Source organism: Massilia sp. BSC265 (assembly GCF_000740675.1).
Taxonomy (GTDB): Bacteria; Pseudomonadota; Gammaproteobacteria; order Burkholderiales; family Burkholderiaceae_D; genus Telluria.
The window spans coordinates 20,454-41,267 of the sequence record NZ_JPXI01000032.1 but is presented as its reverse complement, the minus strand read 5'-3'; the positions used below and the strand labels follow the sequence as shown (position 1 = coordinate 41,267).

23 protein-coding genes are annotated in these 20,814 nt (G+C 65.6%); 16 read left to right on the top strand and 7 right to left on the bottom strand.

What is annotated here, in order from left to right; translation table 11 throughout:
- Position 1 precedes the first annotated feature (1 nt).
- The 3 genes from MA09_RS12135 to MA09_RS25045 all read left to right on the top strand — a co-directional run bounded on the left by MA09_RS12135 (position 2) and on the right by MA09_RS25045 (position 2,948).
- Positions 2 to 802 (top strand): flagellin, encoded by an 801-nt coding sequence (locus MA09_RS12135; protein ID WP_036248737.1) that lies wholly within the window; start codon positions 2 to 4, stop codon positions 800 to 802.
- A 191-nt stretch (positions 803 to 993) separates the two neighbouring features.
- A complete protein-coding gene (locus MA09_RS12130) occupies positions 994 to 1,983 on the top strand; it encodes a flagellin (RefSeq protein ID WP_036248734.1) in 990 nt (329 codons plus the stop codon).
- A gap of 95 nt (positions 1,984 to 2,078) precedes the next feature.
- Positions 2,079 to 2,948 (top strand): hypothetical protein, encoded by an 870-nt coding sequence (locus MA09_RS25045; protein ID WP_051933393.1) that lies wholly within the window; start codon positions 2,079 to 2,081, stop codon positions 2,946 to 2,948.
- A 67-nt stretch (positions 2,949 to 3,015) separates the two neighbouring features.
- Here the strand turns inward: MA09_RS25045 and MA09_RS12120 are convergent, their stop codons facing one another.
- From MA09_RS12120 to MA09_RS12090, 7 genes are read right to left on the bottom strand one after another with little or no spacing between them, the layout of a single operon-like run.
- Positions 3,016 to 5,109 carry a flagellar biosynthesis protein FlhA gene (locus tag MA09_RS12120; protein WP_036248732.1) on the bottom strand — a complete coding sequence of 698 codons (2,094 nt, stop codon included), beginning with the start codon at positions 5,107 to 5,109 and terminating at the stop codon, positions 3,016 to 3,018.
- The gene (gene flhB, locus MA09_RS12115; RefSeq protein ID WP_036248730.1) at positions 5,106 to 6,245 is read right to left on the bottom strand and encodes a flagellar type III secretion system protein FlhB; all 1,140 of its coding nucleotides are present in this window, start codon (positions 6,243 to 6,245) and stop codon (positions 5,106 to 5,108) included. Before flhB ends, MA09_RS12120 begins: the two co-directional genes overlap by 4 nt.
- Entirely contained in the window at positions 6,235 to 7,020 is a 786-nt protein-coding gene (gene fliR / locus MA09_RS12110; protein WP_036248727.1) for a flagellar biosynthetic protein FliR, read from the bottom strand. The genes flhB and fliR overlap by 11 nt, the downstream gene beginning before the upstream one ends.
- A gap of 18 nt (positions 7,021 to 7,038) precedes the next feature.
- Positions 7,039 to 7,308, bottom strand: coding sequence for a flagellar biosynthesis protein FliQ (gene fliQ / locus MA09_RS12105; RefSeq protein ID WP_036248724.1), 270 nt, complete (start codon positions 7,306 to 7,308; stop codon positions 7,039 to 7,041).
- A gap of 31 nt (positions 7,309 to 7,339) precedes the next feature.
- On the bottom strand, positions 7,340 to 8,137 hold the full coding sequence (gene fliP, locus MA09_RS12100) for a flagellar type III secretion system pore protein FliP (protein ID WP_036248722.1): 798 nt from the start codon (positions 8,135 to 8,137) through the stop codon (positions 7,340 to 7,342).
- Complete coding sequence (locus MA09_RS12095) at positions 8,134 to 8,490, bottom strand: FliM/FliN family flagellar motor switch protein (protein WP_036248719.1); 357 nt, start codon at positions 8,488 to 8,490, stop codon at positions 8,134 to 8,136. Before MA09_RS12095 ends, fliP begins: the two co-directional genes overlap by 4 nt.
- Positions 8,491 to 9,417 (bottom strand): hypothetical protein, encoded by a 927-nt coding sequence (locus MA09_RS12090; RefSeq protein WP_161783217.1) that lies wholly within the window; start codon positions 9,415 to 9,417, stop codon positions 8,491 to 8,493.
- Between the two features lie 337 nt (positions 9,418 to 9,754).
- Between MA09_RS12090 and MA09_RS12085 the strand changes: the two genes are divergently transcribed.
- From MA09_RS12085 to motA, 13 genes are read left to right on the top strand one after another with little or no spacing between them, the layout of a single operon-like run.
- Positions 9,755 to 10,102, top strand: coding sequence for a flagellar hook-basal body complex protein FliE (locus tag MA09_RS12085; RefSeq protein WP_036248716.1), 348 nt, complete (start codon positions 9,755 to 9,757; stop codon positions 10,100 to 10,102).
- 37 nt (positions 10,103 to 10,139) lie between these two features.
- Positions 10,140 to 11,882 carry a flagellar basal-body MS-ring/collar protein FliF gene (fliF, locus tag MA09_RS12080; RefSeq protein ID WP_036248713.1) on the top strand — a complete coding sequence of 581 codons (1,743 nt, stop codon included), beginning with the start codon at positions 10,140 to 10,142 and terminating at the stop codon, positions 11,880 to 11,882.
- A complete protein-coding gene (locus MA09_RS12075) occupies positions 11,866 to 12,888 on the top strand; it encodes a FliG C-terminal domain-containing protein (protein WP_036248710.1) in 1,023 nt (340 codons plus the stop codon). Before fliF ends, MA09_RS12075 begins: the two co-directional genes overlap by 17 nt.
- A complete protein-coding gene (gene fliH / locus MA09_RS12070) occupies positions 12,885 to 13,577 on the top strand; it encodes a flagellar assembly protein FliH (protein WP_036248707.1) in 693 nt (230 codons plus the stop codon). Before MA09_RS12075 ends, fliH begins: the two co-directional genes overlap by 4 nt.
- On the top strand, positions 13,574 to 14,890 hold the full coding sequence (gene fliI, locus MA09_RS12065; protein WP_036248705.1) for a flagellar protein export ATPase FliI: 1,317 nt from the start codon (positions 13,574 to 13,576) through the stop codon (positions 14,888 to 14,890). The genes fliH and fliI overlap by 4 nt, the downstream gene beginning before the upstream one ends.
- A complete protein-coding gene (locus MA09_RS12060) occupies positions 14,887 to 15,324 on the top strand; it encodes a flagellar export protein FliJ (protein ID WP_036248702.1) in 438 nt (145 codons plus the stop codon). Before fliI ends, MA09_RS12060 begins: the two co-directional genes overlap by 4 nt.
- 34 nt (positions 15,325 to 15,358) lie before the next feature.
- Positions 15,359 to 16,729, top strand: coding sequence for a flagellar filament capping protein FliD (gene fliD, locus MA09_RS12055; protein ID WP_036248701.1), 1,371 nt, complete (start codon positions 15,359 to 15,361; stop codon positions 16,727 to 16,729).
- 13 nt (positions 16,730 to 16,742) lie between these two features.
- Positions 16,743 to 17,132, top strand: coding sequence for a flagellar export chaperone FliS (gene fliS, locus MA09_RS12050; protein ID WP_036248698.1), 390 nt, complete (start codon positions 16,743 to 16,745; stop codon positions 17,130 to 17,132).
- Positions 17,125 to 17,442, top strand: a complete 318-nt coding sequence (locus tag MA09_RS12045; RefSeq protein WP_036248695.1) for a hypothetical protein — start codon at positions 17,125 to 17,127, stop codon at positions 17,440 to 17,442. The genes fliS and MA09_RS12045 overlap by 8 nt, the downstream gene beginning before the upstream one ends.
- Positions 17,443 to 17,450: 8 nt before the next feature.
- Positions 17,451 to 18,608 carry a flagellar hook-length control protein FliK gene (locus MA09_RS23695; RefSeq protein WP_152594633.1) on the top strand — a complete coding sequence of 386 codons (1,158 nt, stop codon included), beginning with the start codon at positions 17,451 to 17,453 and terminating at the stop codon, positions 18,606 to 18,608.
- Positions 18,609 to 18,631: 23 nt separating this feature from the next.
- On the top strand, positions 18,632 to 19,102 hold the full coding sequence (gene fliL / locus MA09_RS12035) for a flagellar basal body-associated protein FliL (RefSeq protein ID WP_036248693.1): 471 nt from the start codon (positions 18,632 to 18,634) through the stop codon (positions 19,100 to 19,102).
- A 21-nt stretch (positions 19,103 to 19,123) separates the two neighbouring features.
- Complete coding sequence (locus MA09_RS12030; protein WP_036248691.1) at positions 19,124 to 19,864, top strand: FliA/WhiG family RNA polymerase sigma factor; 741 nt, start codon at positions 19,124 to 19,126, stop codon at positions 19,862 to 19,864.
- A 38-nt stretch (positions 19,865 to 19,902) separates the two neighbouring features.
- Positions 19,903 to 20,814 (top strand): flagellar motor stator protein MotA, encoded by a 912-nt coding sequence (gene motA, locus MA09_RS12025; RefSeq protein WP_036248688.1) that lies wholly within the window; start codon positions 19,903 to 19,905, stop codon positions 20,812 to 20,814.

Here is a 20,814-nt window from a genome sequence, read left to right as displayed (position 1 = left end):
AATGCGCAATACCCAGAATTCGATCTCGATGCTGCAGACCGCCGAAGGCGCGCTGAACGAAGTCACCAACATCCTGACCCGCATGAAGGACCTGGCTACCCAGGCAGCCGACGGCTCTTCGTCGGACGATGACCGCACCGCAATGCAGGGCGAATACACGTCGCTGACGAACGAACTGACCAACATCGTCAAGAACACCAGCTTCGGCGGCACCGCACTGCTCAACAACGCGTCGGGCAAGCTGGCCTCCAACGTGTCGTTCCAAATCGGTTCGGCCAGCACCGAACAGATGGGTCTGGATGTGTCGGCTCAACTGACCTCGATGCACCAAGCCATCAGCGCTTCATCCGCGGCTTTCAACGGCGGCAAGGTTACCGAAAATCATGACAATGACGATGGTCCTACCCCAGAAGAAGACTGGGCGCAATCGAATATCGCCGGCAAAGAACTGCTTGCAACTACTGCTGCCGAAGATCTTACTGTTGGCGGCACCGGCACCGGCACCGCTCGTACGGGCACTCAAAACGCCAACTTGAATATCGATCGCCTGAAGACTGCTATCGAAGGCGTCAGCACCGTCCGCTCGGCACTGGGCGCCGCTGCCAACCGCCTGGATCACGTCTACAACAACCTGGCCAACGTCAGCACCAACACCAAGAACGCCACCGGCCGCATCATGGACGTCGACTTCGCTACCGAATCGTCGAACATGACCGCCAAGCAGATGCTGATGCAAGCCGGCACCGCGATGCTCAAGCAGACCAACAGCATGTCCTCGATGGTCATGTCGCTGCTGCAGTAATACTCGCTTCCCGGCACCTGTTCCGGCGATACCGAAGGCCAGCCTGTAAAGGGTTGGCCTTTTTTCATGGATGGGCGGCCATGAAAGAATTTCCGTACGGCACTTAATGGGCTAGCGAAACCGGTCGTCTTGTACTTATGAGAGCGCGACGAGCGCGACCTCCCACCAGATTCTTAATTCAGGAGTTCACCATGCTGAGCCTTCACACCAACGCCGCGACCCTTTCCGCGCAAAATTCGCTGGGCCGTACCCAGTCCTCGCTGTCGACCTCGATGACCCGCCTGTCGACCGGCTACCGCATCAACTCGGCCATGGACGACGCCGCCGGCCTGCAGATCGCCACCCGCCTGAAAGCCCAGACCAGCGGCATGGCCGTGGCAATGCGCAATACCCAGAATTCGATCTCGATGCTGCAGACCGCCGAAGGCGCGCTGAACGAAGTCACCAACATCCTGACCCGCATGAAGGACCTGGCTACCCAGGCAGCCGACGGCTCTTCGTCGGATGACGACCGCACCGCAATGCAGGGCGAATACACGTCGCTGACCAATGAACTGACCAACATCGTCAAGAACACCAGCTTCGGTGGTACTTCGCTGTTGAACAACGCTTCGGGCAAGCTGCGCAGCGCAGTATCCTTCCAGATTGGCGCAGAGAAGACCGAGCAGATGTCGCTGAACGTCTCGACCGAGCTCAATTCCATGCATAGGGCAATCACTAAAGCAGCTTCAGCATTCGATGGCGGTGCGCTTGCTACCGAAGACACTGATAATGATACGGCGACGCCCGAGGTCGCGATGGTGAAGGCAAACGTTGCTGGCAAAGAACTGCTGGCGACTACCGGGGCGGAGATGGACACGGCGACAGGTGCCACGGGCAACGCCGCCCGTACTGGCACCGAAAACGCAAACGCGAACATCGACCGACTGAAGACTGCTATCGAAGGCGTCAGCACCGTCCGCTCGGCACTGGGCGCCGCTGCCAACCGCCTGGATCACGTCTACAACAACCTGGCCAACGTCAGCACCAACACCAAGAACGCCACCGGCCGCATCCTGGACGTTGACTTCGCCACCGAATCGTCGAACATGACCGCCAAGCAGATGCTGATGCAAGCCGGCACCGCGATGCTCAAGCAGACCAACAGCATGTCCTCGATGGTCATGTCGCTGCTGCAGTAATGCTGGTGCAGTAATACCAGCTTCCCGGGTAGCTGTTCCGGTAGTATCGAAGGCCAGCCCGCGAACGGCTGGCCTTTTTTCATAGGTGAATCGTCATGAGCACCATCCCTTCCATCGTCCCTCTCCTGCCACCTGCGGCGACGCCGCTCGGCGTCGGCACCGTTGCCGCCGCTGCGCCGGTCGCCCTCACGCCCTTCGACGGCGGCGAGCTGCCCTTGCCGCTGCCCCTGCCCCACGCCGCCGCACCGGCGGCGCCGGCGGAACCCGGGCCGGAAGGACTCGCCATGCGCCCCGACCAGGTCTTCCTGGCGCGCCAGCTGCATTTCCAGGCAGCCGACGGCCGCACCCTGGCCGCATCCTGGCAGGCCATGGTGCGCCAGTACGGCAAGCAGGTGACCGACCGCGAGCTGCGCGCCCACATGGGACAGCTGCCGCCGGCAGTGCTGGCCGCGAACCAGGAAGGACGCGTGCTGCGCCAGGCGGATCACCCCCTTCTGCTGCAGGACGCATGGCGCTTCACGGTGCATGCGGGCGGTCCGAAGGACCAGCACCTGGGCGTGGTGCAGGAGCAGCCCGACGGCCCGGGCGGCCGCCGCCGCAATGCACGCGCCGCGCTGCGCCTCGAGCTGGAACTGGACGACGGCACGATCGTGGTGCTTCAGGTGGAACCGATGCCCGGCGGGCTGGCGCTGGAACTGTGTGCGCCCGGCGCGGCGGCGCTGGAACGCCTGCGCACGCTGCAGCCGGTGCTGGCCGACGCCGTCGAACGCGCCGGCCTGCAGGTGCTGCGTTGGCGCTACCGCGACCGGTTGCCGCTGGCGCCGGCCCATGCGCGGATGCCGTCGCACGACGTGGTGCAGGTGCTGACGCTTCCCGTTTTCCGTGCCGTGGCCGAGTTGGCCCTGGTGCTGCCGCGCAGCCACGCCGCCGAATCCGGTGCTGAACCTCAGTCCCAGCCGGCGTGAAATAATCTTACATAAGTAGTATTTCGGTGAAATATTATTTCACCACAAAATGAGACTTACCGTCCGTTCAACCAACCGTCCCGACGATAGACACGTCCCGGTTCTCGGGAATCTCGTTATACGACAGCACGTGCAGCCCCGGCGCGAACAGCTTCGCGTAGCGCGCCAGCAGCGGACGCACCTGCGGCAGCACCAGCAGCAGCGGCGGGGTGTGCTGCTGCTTCATCTGCTCGCGCGCCACCGGCATGTTGATCTGCAGTTGGGACAGCAGTTGCGGGTCGATCGGGTAGTTGTCGAGCGCCACCTTGCCGCCGTTGTTCTGGCGCGCCTGGTTCAGGGAACCGAGCAGCATGTTCTCCAGTTCGGCCGACAGGTTAAAGGCTGGCATGTCCTTCTTCTTCCCGAACAGGCTGGACACGATCTGGCGCCGCAGCGCACAGCGCACCTCGGCCGCCAGCAGGATCGGGTCCTTGGTGGTCTCCGAACTGTCCAGCAGCGTGGTGGCGATCACCACGATGTCCTTCAGCGACACGCCTTCCTGCAGCAGCACGCGGAACACGCGCAGCAGCTGGGTGTGGGTGAGCGCTTTTTCCAGCGCTCCTGCCAGCTTCGGCGACAGCGCCTGCAGGCGCTCCAGGATCGCCGGCACGTCCTCGTGGCGGAACAGCTCGTGCAGGTATTCGCGCACCACCTTCGAAGTGTGGGTCGCGATCGCGCTGGCCACTTCGACCACCTGGTAGCCCAGGCCCAGCGCATCGGCCTTCTGCTCGGGCAGGATCCAGGTGATCGCCATGCCGTAGGCCGGCTCGATGCCGGGGATGCCGTCCAGCTCGCCGTACACGTTCGGCGACGGGATCGCCATCAGGTGGTCCGGCATCACTTCGGCTTCGGCCACCACGATGCCCGACAGGCTGATCGAATACTGCGAGGGGCGCAGCGCCAGGTCGTCGCGCACGCCGATGTTCGGCAACAGCATGCCCATCTGCTCCGACAGGCTCTGGCGCAGGCCCTTGATGCGCTTAGGTAAGGGCTCGCCCTGGGCCTTGTCCAACATGCCGACCAGCTTGTAGCCCACCGCCACCGTGACCGGCTGCACCACCGGCAGCGCCTGCCAGTCGAGCTCCGGCGCGCGCTCGTCGCGCAGCGCGGCTTCGATCGCTTCCACGCCGGCGTTGTCGGGCGCCTTGACGCGCTTGGTTAGCTTCCAGCCGACATAAGCGACCACTGCGGCGAAGATGAAGAAGGTAGCCATCGGCATGCCCGGCACCAGGCCGAGAACGACCATCACGCCCGCCACCGAGAACAGCACCGCCGGCTGGGCCAGCATCTGGCTACTCACCTGCTTCTCCAGGTCGCCCGATTCGCCGATGCGGGTCACCAGGATCGCCGCCGCCGCCGACAGCAGCAGCGCCGGGATCTGGGACACCAGGCCGTCGCCGATGGTCAGCAGCGCGTAGACCTTGAAGGATTCGCCCAGCGGCAGGTCGTACATCAGGGCGCCGATGGCGATACCGCCCACCAGGTTGATGATCAGGATCAGGATCGAGGCGATGGCGTCACCGCGCACGAACTTCGAGGCGCCGTCCATGGCGCCGTAGAAGTCGGCTTCGGCCGCCACGTCCTTGCGCCGCTGGGTCGCTTTTTCCTGGTTGATCAGGCCCGCGTTCAGGTCGGCGTCGATCGCCATCTGCTTGCCCGGCAGCGCGTCCAGGGTGAAGCGCGCCGAGACTTCCGAGATACGTTCCGCGCCCTTGGTCACCACGATGAAGTTGATGATCATGAGGATCACGAACACCACCAGGCCGACCACGAAGTTGCCGCCGATGACGACGTTGGCGAAGGATTCGATCACGTTACCGGCTGCGTGCGGACCGTTATGACCATTGAGCAGCACCACGCGGGTCGAGGCCACGTTCAGCGCCAGGCGCATCAGGGTGGTGCCGAGGATCACGGTCGGGAACACCGAGAAGTCGAGCGGCCGCTTGGCCGTTACCGACACCAGGATCACGATCAGCGCCAGCACGATGTTGAACGTGAACAGCACGTCCAGCAGCACCGGCGGCAGCGGCAGCATGATCATCGCCAGCAGCGCGATCAGGAAGGCAGGGCCGGCGAACTTGTGGCGCTTCAGCTCCGAGACAAATGCGTTGACGGAATTCATGCGGAAACCTCACTCAAATGCGATGGGACGACCACCTCGTTGGGGAACCGTGGGGGCGCCTGGCGCCGGCCTGCACGGAACGCGTTCAGTTGTAGGACGTAGTTCAATACCTGCGACACCGCCTGGTACAGCTGCGCAGGGATCTGCTGCTGCACCTGGCTGGTGTTGTAGATCGCGCGCGCCAGCGGCGGCAGCGACAGTGTCTCGATGTCGTGCTCGCGCGCGATGCGCTTGATGTACAGCGCCATCTCGTCGACGCCCTTGGCCACCACGAAGGGGGCCTCGGCGCGGTTGGTGTCGTACTTCAGCGCCACTGCGTAGTGCTCCGGGTTGACGATCACCACGTCCGCCGTCGGCACGCTCTTGCGCACGCTGCGCTGGGCCAGCTGGTGCTGCAGCTGGCGGATGCGCTGCTTCACCTCGGGCTTGCCCTCGTTGCTCTTGTGTTCTTCCTTCAGTTCCTGCTTGCTCATGCGCTGGTTTTTCGTGAACAGGAAGGACTGCACCGGCACGTCGACCAGCGCGAACACCACGAACACCGCCACCAGCGCCATCAGTCCGTCCAGCATCAGGTCGGCGCCCCCGAGCAGCGCGTCGGACAGCGGCATGCGCTGCAGCTCCACGTAGGCCTTCATGCCCGAGCTGCTCACGTGCCACAGCACGAAACCCAGCACGATCGCCTTGGCGGTCGAGGTCGCAAAGCCGATCCAGTGCTTTTGCGTGAACAGGTTGCCCAGGTTCGTGATCGGGCTCAGGCGGCTGAACTTCGGCGCCATGTTCTTGCCCGACGCAACGAAGCCGCCCGGGATCGCACCGGCGGCAATGATCGCGGCCGGCACCGCCAGCAGCGGCAGCACCATCTTCACCAGCAACATCAGCGCGCTGCTGAACACCACCGACATCGCGTTCTCGATCGCGCCGGCTTCGCCCAGCGGCACGTAGATCAGCCGGAACAGCGTGCGGAAGGATTCCATGTAGCCGGGCAGCAGCATAGCGAAGAGCTTCAGGCTGATGAGGATGCCGACCGCGGTTGCCAGGTCCTTGGAGCGGACGACCTGACCCTCCTCGCGCGCCTTCTTGAGCTTCTGCGCCGAGGGCTTTTCGGTCTTGTCGCCACCGGTACCGTTATCGGACATGCGCCACCTTCATCTGCTGCTGCAGCATTTCCAGGATCTGGTTGGTCATTGCCACATAGTGCTCGGGGATGAAACGCACCACCTGCACCAGCATCAGGAGTCCAAAGATCGTCACCAGCGAAAAGCCCAGCGAAAACAGGTTCAAACTCGGTGCGACCCGGTTCAGGAAACCGAAACCGATCTGCACCACCATGGTCGAAAACACGATCGGCAGCGCCAGCAGCATCGCCGCGGAAAACACCCAGGCCACGTTCAGCGCCACCGACTCCAGCAGCAGCGGCCCGTAGCCGGCGCCGACCGGCCAGGCCTTGAAGCTCTGGCCGACCACGCCCATCAGGACCAGGTGGCCGTCGATCCCGAAGAACACCAGGATCGCCAGCAGCGACAGCAGGCCGGACACCACGTCCGAGGCCTGGCCGTTCATCGGGTCGTTCATCTGCGCCATCGAGAAACCGATCTGGCTCGATGCGAGGAAGCCGAGCATCGCGATGACGGCCATCGCGAACTGCAGCGCCAGGCCGGTCACGCCGCCGATCACGGCCTGCTCGAACATCGTCACCACGCCGGCCAGCGAGAACGGGTCGGGCAGCGCCCCCGCGTTCTGCGTCGTCACCGGCAGCATCATGAAGGACAGCGCGACCGCCAGCAGCGCGCGCACCGGCACCGAAACCGCGCCTTCGCCGAGCACCGGCGCAGTCGCCATCATCGCCATGATGCGGGCGAACGGCCACCACAGGGCATTCATCAGCGGCAGCAGGAAGCCGACCAGCTCCATCGGTCTTTCTTGTTCCCGTCAGGACGCGAGCGTGGCCGCGCGCTGGAAGACCGAGACGCAGTAATCCATCAGCGTCGACGTCATCCAGTGGCCGGCCAGGATCACCGCCGCCAGCGTCACCAGCAGGCGCGGCAGGAAGCTCAGGGTCTGCTCGTTGATCTGGGTCGCGGCCTGGAACAGCGCCACGATCAGGCCCATGATCAGGCCCGGCACCACCAGCACCAGCACCAGCAGCATCACGACCTGCAGGGCTTCGGCCACCAGGTCGACTGCGATATCGGGACTCATTTAATCAGTTCTCTCGTTCGGTCGCTTATAGCTAATAACCATGGATGCTGCCGACCAGCGTGTTCACGGTCAGGGTCCAGCCATCCACCAGCACGAACAGCAGCAGCTTGAAGGGCAGCGAAATCACCAGCGGAGACAGCATCATCATGCCCATCGCCATCAGCACCGACGACACCACCAGGTCGATGATCAGGAAGGGAATGAACAACATCGCCCCGATCTGGAAAGCGGTCTTCAGCTCGGACAGCACGAAGGCCGCCAGCTTGACGGTGAAGCTGCGCTGCTCGGGCGCCAGGTTGGCCGGCTCGCCCGCCAGATGCGCGACCTGGGCCAGCGAGGTCTTGCTGGTCTGGGCGAGCATGAAGCGCGTCACCGGCACCTCGGCGATCTTCAAGGCCTGCTCCAGGCCGATCTTGTCGCGGTCATAGGGCAGGAAGGCGTCGCGCCACACGGCTTCGCCGACCGGACGCATCACCAGGAGGGTCAGGATCAGCGCGATGCCGGTGATGATCCGGTTCGGCAGGCCCTGCTGCAGGCCGAGGGCCTGGCGCAGCAGCGAGAGCACGATCACGAAGCGGGTGAAGCTGGTCATCATCATGACCATGACGGGCAACAGCCCGAGCAGGGTCATCAGGACCAGGATCTGCGACTTGACCGTCATCCCCTGGGTCGAGCCGGGGATCACCCCGGGCAGGATGCTCGCCCCCTGCTGCTGGGCGTCGGCAGGCAACGCGACCAGCAGCAGCGGCAATGCCAGCGCGCCAGCAAGCGCCAGCGCGATGCGGCGCCGGGGCGATCGAGCCCGCGCGCCGCCCACTGCCAACATCATGACGTCAGGGCGTCCAGGTTAAGGCCGTCGAGGTCGATGACCTTCAGGCCATACTGCTCGCCGGCGACGACGACTTCGGCGCGGCCGATCGGCGCGCCATTGACCTTGATGACCAGCGGCTCGCCGGCCAGGGCGTCGAGCGGCACCACCGAGTTCGGGCCGATCGCCATCAGTTCCTGCAGCGAGATGCGGGCCGAGCCCACTTCCAGCGTCAGGGTCACCGGGATGCGGCGCATCATCTGCGGCAGCTGACGCGCGGCATTCTTGCCCGCCACTGCAGTCGCGGCTTCGACGCCTTCGAGGTCGTCGATGATCACGTCACCCGTCAGTTGATCGTTGAGGTTCATATCCATTTACTCGGCATCTTCAAAAGAGGTTAAACAGAGCTTTCCTTTGTGCTCGGCCACGGCGGCCGTGAACAGGCGCGATTCGTCCAGCAGCACGTCGGCGCGCCCGACCGACACGGGAATGATGTCGCCCACCTTCAGCTCGAACAGCGCACCCAGCGTCGTTTCCTTGCTCACCAAACGCCCGTCGAGCTTCACGAACAGGCCGGAGGACAGGCCGTCGTTGCCGGCGCGCGCGGTGCGCACGCTGCTGCGCTCTTCCTTCAGACCCTGCAAGACATAGGCCATCAGTTCCTGGTCCAGGCCGATCCAGCAATGGCTCTGCTGCTCGCCATGGGTGGCCAAGGTCATGCGGATGACCCAGCCGGCCTTGCCCGGTGCACTGGTCGCGCAGGGGGCTTCCACCACCGCGGCGTCCGCGCCCGGCACCTCCACGCCAACCGCCGCCAGGCCTTCGGCCACGCGCGCATGCAGCTGTTCGACCAGCTGCGCGGTCAGGGTAGCGGCCAGGCGCTCCTCGGTCGCGGTCACGCGCTCGAGGCTGGGGTCGCGCGGCGCGCCGGGGGCGCTTGCCGGCTTGCCTTTACGGCCATAACGGCCCTCCAGCAAGTCCAGCAGGAGGCTGCGCTCGAACGCGACCGCGGCCGTGCCCAGGGGGCCGGCCACGCCCAGCCAGCGCAGGCCGTCCTCGTCGGGAGCACGCTCGAAGGCCAGGTTCGCCAGCCGCCAGCTACCCCAGTAGCGACGCCCGCCGGGCCCGGCCATCGCCGTGCCCAGGGCATCGGCAAAACGGCGCGCGAACTTGGGCAGCAGGTGCACCGGGCGTCCCAGCAGGCTGGGATCGAGTACCTGGTAATGACCTTGATAGTCACCGCGCTGGTACTTTCCGGCACGGTCGGCTCCGTCCTTGCGCGATCGGTCGAGTGGATTCATCGGCATTGTTTATTGGTCACTAGGAAACGGCAAATAACTTTTTTTCATTCCTCAAGGAAACTATTATACATGGAGATTTACGCCAAGGACTTCGACATTCGCCTTTGATTTCCCACTTGCCCTACGGTAATATCTCTCCTATCGCATCGCAGTAACCGGCCTCTTCCTAGTACGCACAGGGAGGAAACCCAGCAAAAGGGTCAAGAATAAAACGGCCGTTCGTAGACATCGATTTAACAAAGCAAGCTCTTGGACGGGCTGCCCAACGACAAAACAAGACACAATTTGTCGCCTCTGCACAACACGCGCAACACCACTTTTCGTACTGGATTGAGAAATGGGAACTGAACTTGCCGGTCTGATCAAAGCTGACCTTGCCGCCCTGACAAATGAAGCCAAGCGCCTTGCCATTACTCCAGCCGCCGACCTGTCGACCGGCACTGCATTTAACAATTCGCAAGGTACTTTTTCCTTTACGCAATCCATGAAGGATGCGATTGCCAGCGTCGACGCGGAAGACCGCGCTGCCGGGGAACGCATGGCCGCCGTCGATGCCGGCAAGAGTGACGACCTGGTCGGCGCCATGCTGGCCAGCCAGCAGGCCAGCCTGTCCTTCTCGATGCTCATGCAAGTACGTAACAAAGTCATGGGCGCTGTCGACGAGCTGATCAAGCTGCCGGTCTGACCTCTCCCTTATTACAGAGAAGCGAAGAGAACATCCTGTGATTTCGACCCTCAAGGCCGCCGTCGGCGGCAAGAAGCTGGCGCTGCCCGACATGCCGCCTGCGCTGCGCAACAACCTCACCCTGCTGCTCGGCCTGGCAGTGGCCATCACCGCCGCCGTCATGCTGTTCCTGTGGCAGGACCAGTCCAATTACAAGCCGGTGTTCGGTGCGCGCGAAAAGGTCGCCGCCAGCGACATGATGAGCGTGCTCGAGGCCGAAGCCATCCCCTACCGCATCCACCCGGACAGCGGCCAGGTGATGGTGCCCGGGAGTGAGCTGGGCAAGGTGCGCATGCTGCTGGCCGCCAAGGGCGTCACCGCCCAGCTGCCGGCCGGCCTCGAGCTGATGGACCGCAACGACCCGCTCGGCGTATCGCAGTTCGTCCAGGACGTGCGCTTCCGCCGCGGTCTCGAAGGCGAGCTGGCGCAGAGCATCCTGACCATGGACGCGATCGCGTCGGCACGCGTGCACCTGGCAATCGCCAAGTCGAGCTCTTTCGTTGCCGGCGCCGGCGACCAGTCCTCGGCGTCGGTGGTGGTCGCGGTCAAGCCGGGCCGCTCGCTGTCGAACGAACAGATCGCCGCCATCGTCAACATGGTGTCGAGCAGCGTCGCCAACCTGAGCCCAAGCCGCGTTTCGCTGGTCGACCAGGCCGGCAACTACCTGTCCTCGCGCGTCGACCTGAGCGACGGCTACGACGGCCAGGCCCAGGGCCAGGGCGACAACAGCGCCGCCAAGCGCTACACGGACGAAGTGCGCAGCAACGTCAACGAGCTGCTGGCGCCGGTGCTCGGCGTGAACAACTTCAAGCTCTCCGTCACCGCCGACGTCGACAACGACAAGATCGAGGAAACCCAGGAAAAGTATGGCGAAGCGCCCAAGGTCACCAGCGAGGCGATGCGCGAAGAGATGGAGCGCAACCGCATGGCGCTGGGCGTGCCGGGCACCCTGTCGAACCGTCCGCCGCAGGCCGCCGATCCCGCCGATGGCCAGGCGCCGGAGGCCGCGGCGAAGCCCGACGACGGCAGCGCGCGCAAGAACGCCACCACCCGCCAGTATGCCTACGACCGCGCGATCACCCAGATCAAGCGCTCGCGCGGCCGCCTGAAGAAGCTGTCGGTGGCGGTCGTGCTGAACAATGCCACCGCCGCCAACCCGAAGGTCGGCTACACCCCGGCCGAGCTGGCGAACATCGAAAAGATCCTGAAGGGCGGCCTCGGCATCGACGCCGCGCGCGGCGACGTGCTGACCGTCTCGAGCCTGAGCTTCCCGGCCGCGCCGGCGGCCCAGGAATGGTGGCAGGAACGCGACAACGTCGTCGACATGACCAATTACGGCCTGTATGCTCTCGGCGCGCTGCTCGCCTATTTCCTGCTGGCCCGCCCGTTGCTGCGCGCGGCGACCTCGCGCCTGGCGCCGCAGCCCCCGCTGATGCCTGCTGCGCCGGCCTTGCCGGGCGCGCCGGGCGGTGCGGCTGCCATGCCGGAAGGCGCCGTCGCCGCCCTGCCGGCGGGGAGCGCTGCCGCGCTGGCCGCGCCAGCCGCCGCTGCCGCTACCGCCGATGCCGGCGCCGGCAAGATGCCGGTGGTCCCGCTGCTCGAAAACTACGACCTTCCGCCGGCCGGTTCGGCCGTCGACGTGATGGTCGACCACCTGAAAGTCCTCGCCGGCAAAGAGCCTGAGCGCGTTGCCGAAGTCGTCAAACAATGGGTACAGAAAAAACATGGCCGAACTGAATAACGCTGAAGGCGGCGAAGCCGTCCTGACCCCGGTCGAGCAGGCTGCCATCGTGCTGCTCTCGATCGGCGAAGAAGGCGCCGCCGCGGTGCTGCGCTGCCTCGAGCGCGAAGAGCTGCTGGAGCTCACCCAGGTCATGTCGCGCATGAGCGGCATCAAGGTCGACGCCGTGAAGTCGGCGGTCCAGAATTTCTTCGATGATTATCGCCAGCAAAGCGGCCTGCACGGCGCCTCGCGCAGCTACCTGAAGCGCTCGCTCGACCTGGCGCTCGGCAGCGACATCGCCAACAGCGTCCTGAACACCATCTACGGCGACGAGATCCGCCCGATGATGGCGCGCCTGCAGTACGCCTCGCCGAAGTGGCTGGCCGAGTTCATCTCGACCGAGCACGTGCAGATGCAAGCCGTGTTCCTGGCCTTCCTGCCGCCTGCCCTCGCCTCCCAGATCCTGGAAGCGCTGCCGGCGGACGGACGCGAGATGGTGCTGCTGAACATGGCCCACCTCGACGAGATCGAGCGCGACGTGCTGCACGAACTGGAAGAGCTGGTGAACCGCTGCCTGTCCGCGCTCGACACGCAAAGCGCCAGCGTGGAAGGCGTGCGCCAGGTCGCCGAGATCCTCAACCGCCTGCAGGACAACCGCGCCGGCATGGTGGAGCTGCTGCGCGCCCACGACCCGGAAGTCGTGTCGCAGATCGAGATGTCGATGTATGACTTCTTCATCCTGTCGCGCCAGACCGAACAGGTCATCACCCGCCTGCTCGACGAAGTGCCGCTCGAGCAGTGGGCGATCGCGCTCAAGGGCGCCGAGCCGCTGCTGCGCGACGCCATCCTGGGCGCGATGCCGAAGCGCCAGGCCCAGAGCTTCGAAGACCTGATGCGCCGCTCCGGACCGGTGCCGATGTCGCGCATCGAACAGACCCGCCGCGAGATCATGGCCACCGTCAAGGACCTGGCCGATGCCGGCGAGATCGACATCGCCCTGTTTGCCGAGGCGACCGCCGAATGAAGCAGTTCCGGCCCTATCACTTCCCTCCCCTGTACCAGCTGACCAGCGCCCTGCCCAAGGGCTCGGCGGCCGCAGGTTCAGGGGCGGGCATCGGCTCGGCCGAGGAATGGCAGGCCGCGCTGTCCGACGGCTACCGCCAGGGCCAGCGCGAAGGCTACGAGGCAGGCCTGGACCAGGGCCGCGCCGACGGCTTCCCGGTCGGCCAGAGCGAAGGCCTGCAGCGCGGCATCGAAGAGGGCCGCGCGATGGCGCTCGCCCAGTTCGAGGAGCTGTCCAAGCCGATCGACGCCATGCTGAAAGGCCTGAAAAAGCTCAAGACCGACATGCGCGCCGCCCAGCGCAAGGAAGTCGTGGACCTGGTCGGCAAGATCGCACGCCAGGTGATCCGCGCCGAGCTGGCGCTGCAGCCGGTGCAGCTGCTCGCCCTGGTCGAGGAAGCCCTGAGCGTGATGCCGCCTTCGCGCGACGCTGTCGAGGTGTTCCTGAATCCGGAAGAACTGCGCCGCGTGCTCGAGCTCGATCCGAAACGCGCCAAGAAGTGGACCCTGCTGCCCGACCCGGCTCTCGAACCGGGCGAATGCCGGGTGCGCTCCGGCGACAATGAAGTCGACGCCGGCTGCCAGGGCCGCCTGAACGCCGTGATGGACCAGGTGCGCGAGCAGCTGCTGGAAGAGGAGGACGCGCAATGACGGCCCTTGCCGCCAAGCTGCGCGCAGTCGAACTCGGGGCGGTGCCGGTCGCCATCCCGACCGGGCGCCTGGTCGGCGCCCAGGGCCTGCTGCTGGAATCGGTGGGCTGCCCGCTGCATACCGGCCAGCGCTGCCGCATCGAGACCGTCGATGGCGGCTGGCTGGACGCGCAGGTGGTCGGTTTCAAGGAAAAGGTCAGCTACCTGATGCCCTTCAAGAAGGCCTCGGGCCTGGCGACCGGCGCGCGCGTGCTGCCGGCGCCCGTCCAGCAGGACCTGATGATCGGCCCATCCTGGATGGGCCGCATGGTCAACGGCATGGGCGAGCCGATCGACGGCCTGGGCAAGCTCGGCGGCGACCAGCCGCTTTCGATCACGCCGCCCAAGGTCAACCCGCTGAGGAAGAGCCCGGTGGAAGAACCGCTGGACGTCGGCGTGCGTGCGATCAATGCCATGCTCACCATCGGCAAGGGCCAGCGCGTCGGCCTGATGGCCGGTTCCGGCGTCGGTAAATCGGTGCTGCTCGGCCTGATCACGCGCCAGACCGTGGCCGACGTGATCGTGGTCGGCCTGATCGGCGAACGTAACCGCGAGGTGCGCGAATTCGTCGAGAAATCGCTGGGCCCGGACGGCTTGAAACGCGCCGTACTGGTGGTGGCGCCGGCCGACGAGTCGCCCCTGATGCGCGTCATGGCCACCGAACTGTGCCACTCGATCGCGGCCCACTTCCGCGACCGCGGCCAGAACGTGCTGCTGCTGTGCGATTCGCTGACCCGCTACGCGATGGCGCTGCGCGAAGTCGCGCTGTCGCTGGGCGAGCCGCCGGCCACGCGCGGCTACCCGCCCTCGGTGTTCTCGAACCTGCCGCAGCTGGTGGAATCGGCCGGCAACGGCGAGAACCCGAAAGGCAGCATGAGCGCGATCTATACCGTGCTGGCCGAAGGCGACGACCAACAGGACCCGGTGGTCGATTCGGCCCGCGCGATCCTGGACGGCCACATCGTCTTGAGCCGCGAACTGGCCGAGCGCGGCCACTATCCGGCGATCGACGTTGCCCAGTCGATCTCGCGCTGCATGGCGCAGGTGGTGCCGCAGGAGCACCAGCTCGCCGCGCGCAAGCTGAAGGCGGCGCTGGCGAAGCACGCTAGAGTGCGCGACCTGATCCCGCTTGGCGCCTATGTGCCGGGCGCCGATCCGGAAACCGACAAGGCGGTGCGCCTGCATCCGCAGATCGAAGCCTTCCTGTGCCAGGGCACGCGTGAAGAGGCGCCGATGGGCGGCTGTGTCGAACAACTGAAAGCGATGATGGCATGAAGCGTGATCAGACCATAGCCAGCCTCGGCACCCTGGTGCAGCTGCGCAGCCTCGACGTGGACCGGCTGCAGGCCGACCTGGCCAGCCAGGAAGCGACCCGCACGCGCTACCAGAACAACCTGGCGCGCCTGGATGCGCTGGCCACGGGCAGCGGCGCGACCGGCGCACTGCCGCCGGCGCTGGCGCTGAACTGCGGCGCCTACAAGCAGAACGTGATGGCGATGGCCGACCTGCACCGCACCGACCTGGCCCTGCACGAAGCCAATATGGCGGTGTCCCAGCGCAAGCTGGCCGACGCCTATACCCGCCGCGAGCTGCTGGGCAAGGTGCTGGAACAACAACAAGTGCTGCATGCGCGCGAACATGATCGCGTCGTGCGCAAGCGCGAAGACGATATCGCCACCCAGTCGTGGATGGCGAGCCGGGCGACCTAGGTCGCCTGCCTATGCCCATATAGAGGAGAACAACATGGCCATCACCAGTCCAACCTATGATCCAGCCGCCACGGCGGCCGCACTGGCGGAGAAATACGTCTTCGGGCAGCAGCAGGCCCTGACGGCGCGAACCCAACGCGCCAGCGCCACCGAAAAGGGATTGTCCAGCCTGAGGTCCGCGATCAGTAGCTTCCAGACGGCGCTGGTTGGCATGACCGGTGCGAGCAAGACCATGCTTGCCAAGTCCGCAGTCTTCAGCGACACGAGCGTGGGCAGCGCCACCGCCAAGTCGACGGCAGTGGCCGGCACCTACTCGTTCTACGTCACGGCGCTGGCCAGCGCGCATCAGGTCTCGTATGCGTTAAACGAGGACAGTAAGGTCACTGGCTCCCTGGAAATCAAGGTCGGCGATGCCCGCCCGATTACCATCGATCTCGCGGCCGCCAATACGAATCCCGATGACCCGCTGACGCCACGCGAGATTGCTGCGGCCATCAACGCATCGGACGACAACAAGTCACTGGTAACCGCCTCCGTCATCAGCACCGGCCCTGGAAAGTACGAACTCGTGCTGACTGCGAAGAACACAGGAACCGCAAGCGCGATTACGGTCACGCACGACAGCGAAACCGATCCGCCCCCTCCCTCCTCTCCCTTCGATACGGTCAAGCAGCTGGTGCCCGCACAGAATGCCAAGATCCATATCGGCTCTACGTCCGGCCCGCTGATTGATCAGGCGACCAACACCTTCACCGGCATTGACGGCGTGACCGTGAACTTCACGAAGACGACCACCGCTCCCGTCACCCTGACGGTCGGCTCCGACACGGGCGCGACCACCGCCAACGTGCAGGCTTTCGTCGATACCTACAACAAGCTCAAGAGCGCAATCGATGCGCTGACGGCGCCCGGCGACCCGTCGAAAGGCACCGCCGGCGGCCCCTTCGCAGGTGACAGCGGCGTTGGCGCCTTGCGCGAACGGCTCCTGAGTATCCTGCGTCCGAGCAGCGGCGACAGCCTTGCACTGTACGGCATCACCGCCAACCGCCTGGGCACCCTGTCGCTCGACACGAACCGGCTCAACAAGGCCCTGGCTGCGAACCCGACCGGCCTTGACGCCCTGATCGGCAGTACCGCCGGGACGACGCCGACTGGCCTGGCAGGCAAATTCGATACCTACCTCAAAGGCTGGACCGGTGCCACCAACGGGCAACTCAAGACACGCCAGGAAGCAGTCACGAAAGTGCTGTCGGAGACGGCCATTCGCCAGGAAAAGATCGATAAGCAGTATGACGCGGCTTACCAGCGCTATCTGATGCAATTTACTCAACTGCAAGCTTTACAGAACCAAATGTCGAGCAACAGCTCGATGTTCGACGCCCTGTTCAGCAGCAACAAAGATTAGACGAGATCACCCCATGTCCTACCAAGAAGCCTACGGCGACTACCACGCCGTCAACCTGGACGCGCAGACCTCGCGCGCCTCGCCGGTCGAGCTGGTCCTGCTGCTCACCGACGGCCTGCTCGACGAGCTGGCGCGCGCCCGAGCCCACATCGCGGCCAAGCGCTACGAACAGAAGGCCGCCAGCATCGACAAGTGCGTCGAGATCATCAACGGCCTGTCGAGCTCGCTCGACTTCGAACAGGGCGGCGAGACCGTCGCCAACCTGGCGAACATTTACGAGTTCTGCGCCACGCAATTGCACGGCGCGGGCATCAAGATGGATCCGAACATGGTCGATGACGTGGTACGCATCCTGACCACGATCCGCCAGGGCTGGAAAGGCGTCCAGGAACGCAATGGATAGGACGCGTTCCATCGACGGCCTTGGCGCGGTCCTGCGCGATGCCGGCGCACGTGCCGACTGGGAGCTGCTCGGCCGCGCCGTGGGCGAGCTTGCTCCCCGCCTGCAGGCGCTGGCCGGCGGGCGCCCCTGGACCGATGCCGAGCGCGCGGCCCTGGAGCGCCTGCGCAGCGCCCACGCGTCCGCGGCGCAGGCGATTGCCGCCGCCAGCGCGCAGCTGCAGCTGCGCATGGACGACATGCGCGCCAACAAGGAAGGCTGGATGGCCTATGCCCTCGAGGGCGAACTCGACACTGGTAACACCCAACGATGAACATCACGATGAATAGCGCTCCCCTTTCGGCGTCCGGCGCCGGAGCAGCCGACAACGCGGTCAACGGCGCAGTCCCGGCCGAGGGCCTGCCGCTCGACCGGGCCCTGGCTGCCGCGCAGCCGGGCGCACAGGCGCCGCTTGCCTTCCTGCAGTTCATGCAGGTGGATGTGCCGGCTGCGCCGGACGCGCTGGCGCAGCCGGAACTGGCCGTTGCCCTGCCGGGCGATGCGCCCCAGGCCGCCATCCCTGCGCAGGATGCGCAGGAAGAACAGACCGGGGCCGCCCTCGATACCGGCGCGCTGCCGCTGATGCCGTCGATGATGACGATGCCGGCGGCCCTGCCCGCTGCCGCGCGCCTGATGGCCGCCATGCCTGAGCGCCGGGAGCGCGCCGCCGATGCCGCGCCGACCGCCGCTGCCGCAGGCACGAACGCCGGCGCGGTCGAGCTGCAGATTGCGGCCGCAGCGCCGGTCACGCCGCTGCCGGCCCAGGCCCTCGATGCCGCCACCGCACAACTGGCACGCGCCAACGCCGCGCAGCAAGCGGCCCAGCCGGCTGGCGCTGCGCCTGCCGCCGCATCTGCCGCTAGATCGGCAGGCGACGCCGCCGGCTCCGACGGCCAGGCCGCCGCAGGCAGCAGTGCCGCCGGCAGCACCGGCTTCGGCGTCTCCCTGCCAAGCGCCCCCGCCGCCGCAGCGCGCGACGGCGGCACCTTGAGCCTGTCCGGCCCGCCGACCGCATGGCGCCAGAGCCTGCAGGAAGCGCTGGGCGAGCGCCTCAACCTCCAGCTCGGCAAGAACGCCGAGCAGGCCGTGATCCGCCTGGAGCCGCCGATGCTGGGCCGGGTCGAGATCTCGATCCGTCATGCCGCCGGCAGCCTCGAAGTGAACATCACCGCCACCCACAGCGAGGTGCTGCGCCAGCTGAACACCGTCAGCGACAACCTGCGCAGCGACCTGGCCGGGCGCCAGTACACCGACGTTTCGGTCAACGTGAGCCAGGCGCCGCGCGCGCAGGCCGCGGCGCAATCGGGCGCAGGCTTCGGCGCCGATGCGCAGGGCCGCGGCCGCCAGCAGGGCCAGGACCAGGACGAGCGCGCGCCCGGCGCGGCCCTGGCCGAAGCCAACCATTCCACCACCGCGTTCTCCCTGAGCGGACGCGCTTGAGTACTCCTACTGAACACTGAGCCATGAACAGCAAAGCCAAACTGATCGCTGCCTTCCTGGGCGTCGCCATCCTCGCCGCCGGCGCCGCCGGCGGTGCGATGTGGTACCTGGCCCCCGCCCAGTCCGGCAAGGCAGCGGCCACGGCCGAGGCCCCCAAGAAGGAACTGGAAAAGAAGCCGACCAAGTACGTCACCCTCGACAAGGTGATCGTGATGCTGCGCCGCGCCCCGAACGAGGCGGCGGCGCACTACCTGTCGGTCGACCTGGTGCTGGCCACCACCCCCGCGCAGGAGAAGGAGGCGAAGGAGCACCTGCCGCTGCTGCGCAGCATCGTGGTGTCTTCGCTGTCCACGCACACGCTGTCCGAGGCCAATGGCATGACCGTGGACCAGTACGCGGCCCTGCTGAACAAGACTTTCAACGCCAATTATGAAAAGGAAAACCATGAAAAGCCGTTTTCCGAAGTCATGATCGGCAAGCTGATCATTGAATAAAGCACGCCCAGCGGGGACATCGTGGCCTATCTAGCCGACTATGCCGATACCAATGCTGCTTCGCTCTATGGCGAGGCGCCCGCCAACGCCGGGATGACGCCGGCCGAGGAGCAGCGCCACCTGCTGGCCTATGCGCCGCTGGTCAAGCGCATCGTGCGCCAGCTGAATTCGCAGGTCTCGGGCACGATGTCGCGCGAAGACATGGAACAGATCGGCCTGATGGGCCTGCTCGAAGCGCTGCGCCGCTACGGCACCCCGGACGGGGGCTTCGGCAGCTATGCGAGCCTGCGGGTGCGCGGCGCCATCCTCGACGAGTTGCGCCGCCAGGACTGGCGCCCGCGCGCGGTCCGCCAGGACAGCCACCGCGTGCGCGACGCGCTGCGCGAGCTGACCCGCAAGCTGGGCCGCGAGCCGACCGAGAAGGAAGCCGCCGCCGCGCTCGGCGTCACCCACGAAGAATTCCGCCAGCACGTGCTGGACGACTGCGCCGAAGAGATGCTCAGCTTCGACGAAGTGCTGCAGGAAGCGACCGAGAATGCGCACAGCACGCCCGGTCCGGAAGAAGCCTATCTGGTACGCCGCAGCCTGGAACAGGTGCTGGGCAGCCTGAACGAAAAAGAACAGCGCGTGATCCAGATGATCTACGAGTTCGAGCTGAGTTACAAGGAAATCGCCGCCGTGCTCGACCTGTCGGACGCCCGCGTTTGCCAGCTCAACAAGAGTGCCCTGGCAAAGATGAAGGCGGCGCTGCAGCGCGCCTGAACCGCACAAACACACAAGCAACAAGAAAGGCTTACGTCATGCAGCAATTACTCGGTCTCGCCATCGTGCTCGGGTGCGTCTTCGGCGGCTTCTCCCTGATGGGTGGCACCTTTGCATCGATCTTCCATCCGATCGAACTCCTGATCATCGGCGGTGCGGCCTTCGGCGCGCTGGTTCTGGGCAACCCGAAGCACGTGCTCGCCGAGCTGGCTCACCAGCTCAAGAAGGTCGCCGCACGCAAGAAGCACGATTCCGAATTCCAGCGCCAGCTGCTGCTCCTGATGTACGAACTGCTGCAGACCGCCGCCGGCGGCCTGAAAGCCCTCGACGCCCACGTCGAAGCGCCGTCGGAAAGCCCGCTGTTCCAGCGCTACCCGCGCATCCTGGAAGAGCCGAAGCTGTTGGCTTTCATCGTCGACAATTTCCGCCTCATGGCCATGGGCAAGATCAACGCCCACGAATTGGAAGGCGTGCTGGAACAGGAGCTCGAAGCCATCCATGAAGAACTCACCCAGCCGGCCAAGTCCCTGCAAAAAATCGGCGAGGCAATGCCAGGCTTCGGTATTCTGGCCGCGGTGCTGGGTATCGTGATGGCGATGTTCTCGGTGTCCGGCGGCGCCGACTCCGGCGAGATTGCAGAGAAGATCGGCGCGGCCATGGTCGGTACCTTCCTCGGCATCTTCTTCTGCTACGGCCTGCTGGATCCGCTGGCCAACCTGATGAAGCAGTCGGTCAATTCCGAAGCATCGACCATGGAAACCGTGAAGGTGGTGCTGTGCACCCACGTGGCCGGCAAACCTGCCCTGCTGGCGATCGACGCCGGACGCCGCCTGATCCAGCTGAACACCAAGCCCAGCTTTGCCCAGCTCGAACAGTGGATCAATGCCATGGGCGGCGAGGATGAATCGCAGAACAAGCGGCGCCGCGGCACCGATCGCATGGCGGGTTGA

What these genes read in the sequence shown, in the direction of transcription:
- fliI (WP_036248705.1), top strand. Translation starts at nt 13,574, where the DNA reads ATGACGGCCCTTGCCGCCAAGCTGCGCGCAGTCGAACTCGGGGCGGTG.
- MA09_RS12130 (WP_036248734.1), top strand. Translation starts at nt 994, where the DNA reads ATGCTGAGCCTTCACACCAACGCCGCGACCCTTTCCGCGCAAAATTCG.
- MA09_RS25045 (WP_051933393.1), top strand. Translation starts at nt 2,079, where the DNA reads ATGAGCACCATCCCTTCCATCGTCCCTCTCCTGCCACCTGCGGCGACG.
- flhB (WP_036248730.1), bottom strand. Translation starts at nt 6,245, where the DNA reads ATGTCCGATAACGGTACCGGTGGCGACAAGACCGAAAAGCCCTCGGCG.
- fliQ (WP_036248724.1), bottom strand. Translation starts at nt 7,308, where the DNA reads ATGAGTCCCGATATCGCAGTCGACCTGGTGGCCGAAGCCCTGCAGGTC.
- MA09_RS12135 (WP_036248737.1), top strand. Translation starts at nt 2, where the DNA reads ATGCGCAATACCCAGAATTCGATCTCGATGCTGCAGACCGCCGAAGGC.
- MA09_RS12090 (WP_161783217.1), bottom strand. Translation starts at nt 9,417, where the DNA reads ATGAATCCACTCGACCGATCGCGCAAGGACGGAGCCGACCGTGCCGGA.
- fliD (WP_036248701.1), top strand. Translation starts at nt 15,359, where the DNA reads ATGGCCATCACCAGTCCAACCTATGATCCAGCCGCCACGGCGGCCGCA.
- MA09_RS12095 (WP_036248719.1), bottom strand. Translation starts at nt 8,490, where the DNA reads ATGGATATGAACCTCAACGATCAACTGACGGGTGACGTGATCATCGAC.
- motA (WP_036248688.1), top strand. Translation starts at nt 19,903, where the DNA reads ATGCAGCAATTACTCGGTCTCGCCATCGTGCTCGGGTGCGTCTTCGGC.
- MA09_RS23695 (WP_152594633.1), top strand. Translation starts at nt 17,451, where the DNA reads ATGAATAGCGCTCCCCTTTCGGCGTCCGGCGCCGGAGCAGCCGACAAC.
- MA09_RS12085 (WP_036248716.1), top strand. Translation starts at nt 9,755, where the DNA reads ATGGGAACTGAACTTGCCGGTCTGATCAAAGCTGACCTTGCCGCCCTG.
- fliS (WP_036248698.1), top strand. Translation starts at nt 16,743, where the DNA reads ATGTCCTACCAAGAAGCCTACGGCGACTACCACGCCGTCAACCTGGAC.
- MA09_RS12045 (WP_036248695.1), top strand. Translation starts at nt 17,125, where the DNA reads ATGGATAGGACGCGTTCCATCGACGGCCTTGGCGCGGTCCTGCGCGAT.
- fliL (WP_036248693.1), top strand. Translation starts at nt 18,632, where the DNA reads ATGAACAGCAAAGCCAAACTGATCGCTGCCTTCCTGGGCGTCGCCATC.
- MA09_RS12075 (WP_036248710.1), top strand. Translation starts at nt 11,866, where the DNA reads ATGGCCGAACTGAATAACGCTGAAGGCGGCGAAGCCGTCCTGACCCCG.
- fliP (WP_036248722.1), bottom strand. Translation starts at nt 8,137, where the DNA reads ATGATGTTGGCAGTGGGCGGCGCGCGGGCTCGATCGCCCCGGCGCCGC.
- fliR (WP_036248727.1), bottom strand. Translation starts at nt 7,020, where the DNA reads ATGGAGCTGGTCGGCTTCCTGCTGCCGCTGATGAATGCCCTGTGGTGG.
- MA09_RS12120 (WP_036248732.1), bottom strand. Translation starts at nt 5,109, where the DNA reads ATGAATTCCGTCAACGCATTTGTCTCGGAGCTGAAGCGCCACAAGTTC.
- MA09_RS12060 (WP_036248702.1), top strand. Translation starts at nt 14,887, where the DNA reads ATGAAGCGTGATCAGACCATAGCCAGCCTCGGCACCCTGGTGCAGCTG.
- fliH (WP_036248707.1), top strand. Translation starts at nt 12,885, where the DNA reads ATGAAGCAGTTCCGGCCCTATCACTTCCCTCCCCTGTACCAGCTGACC.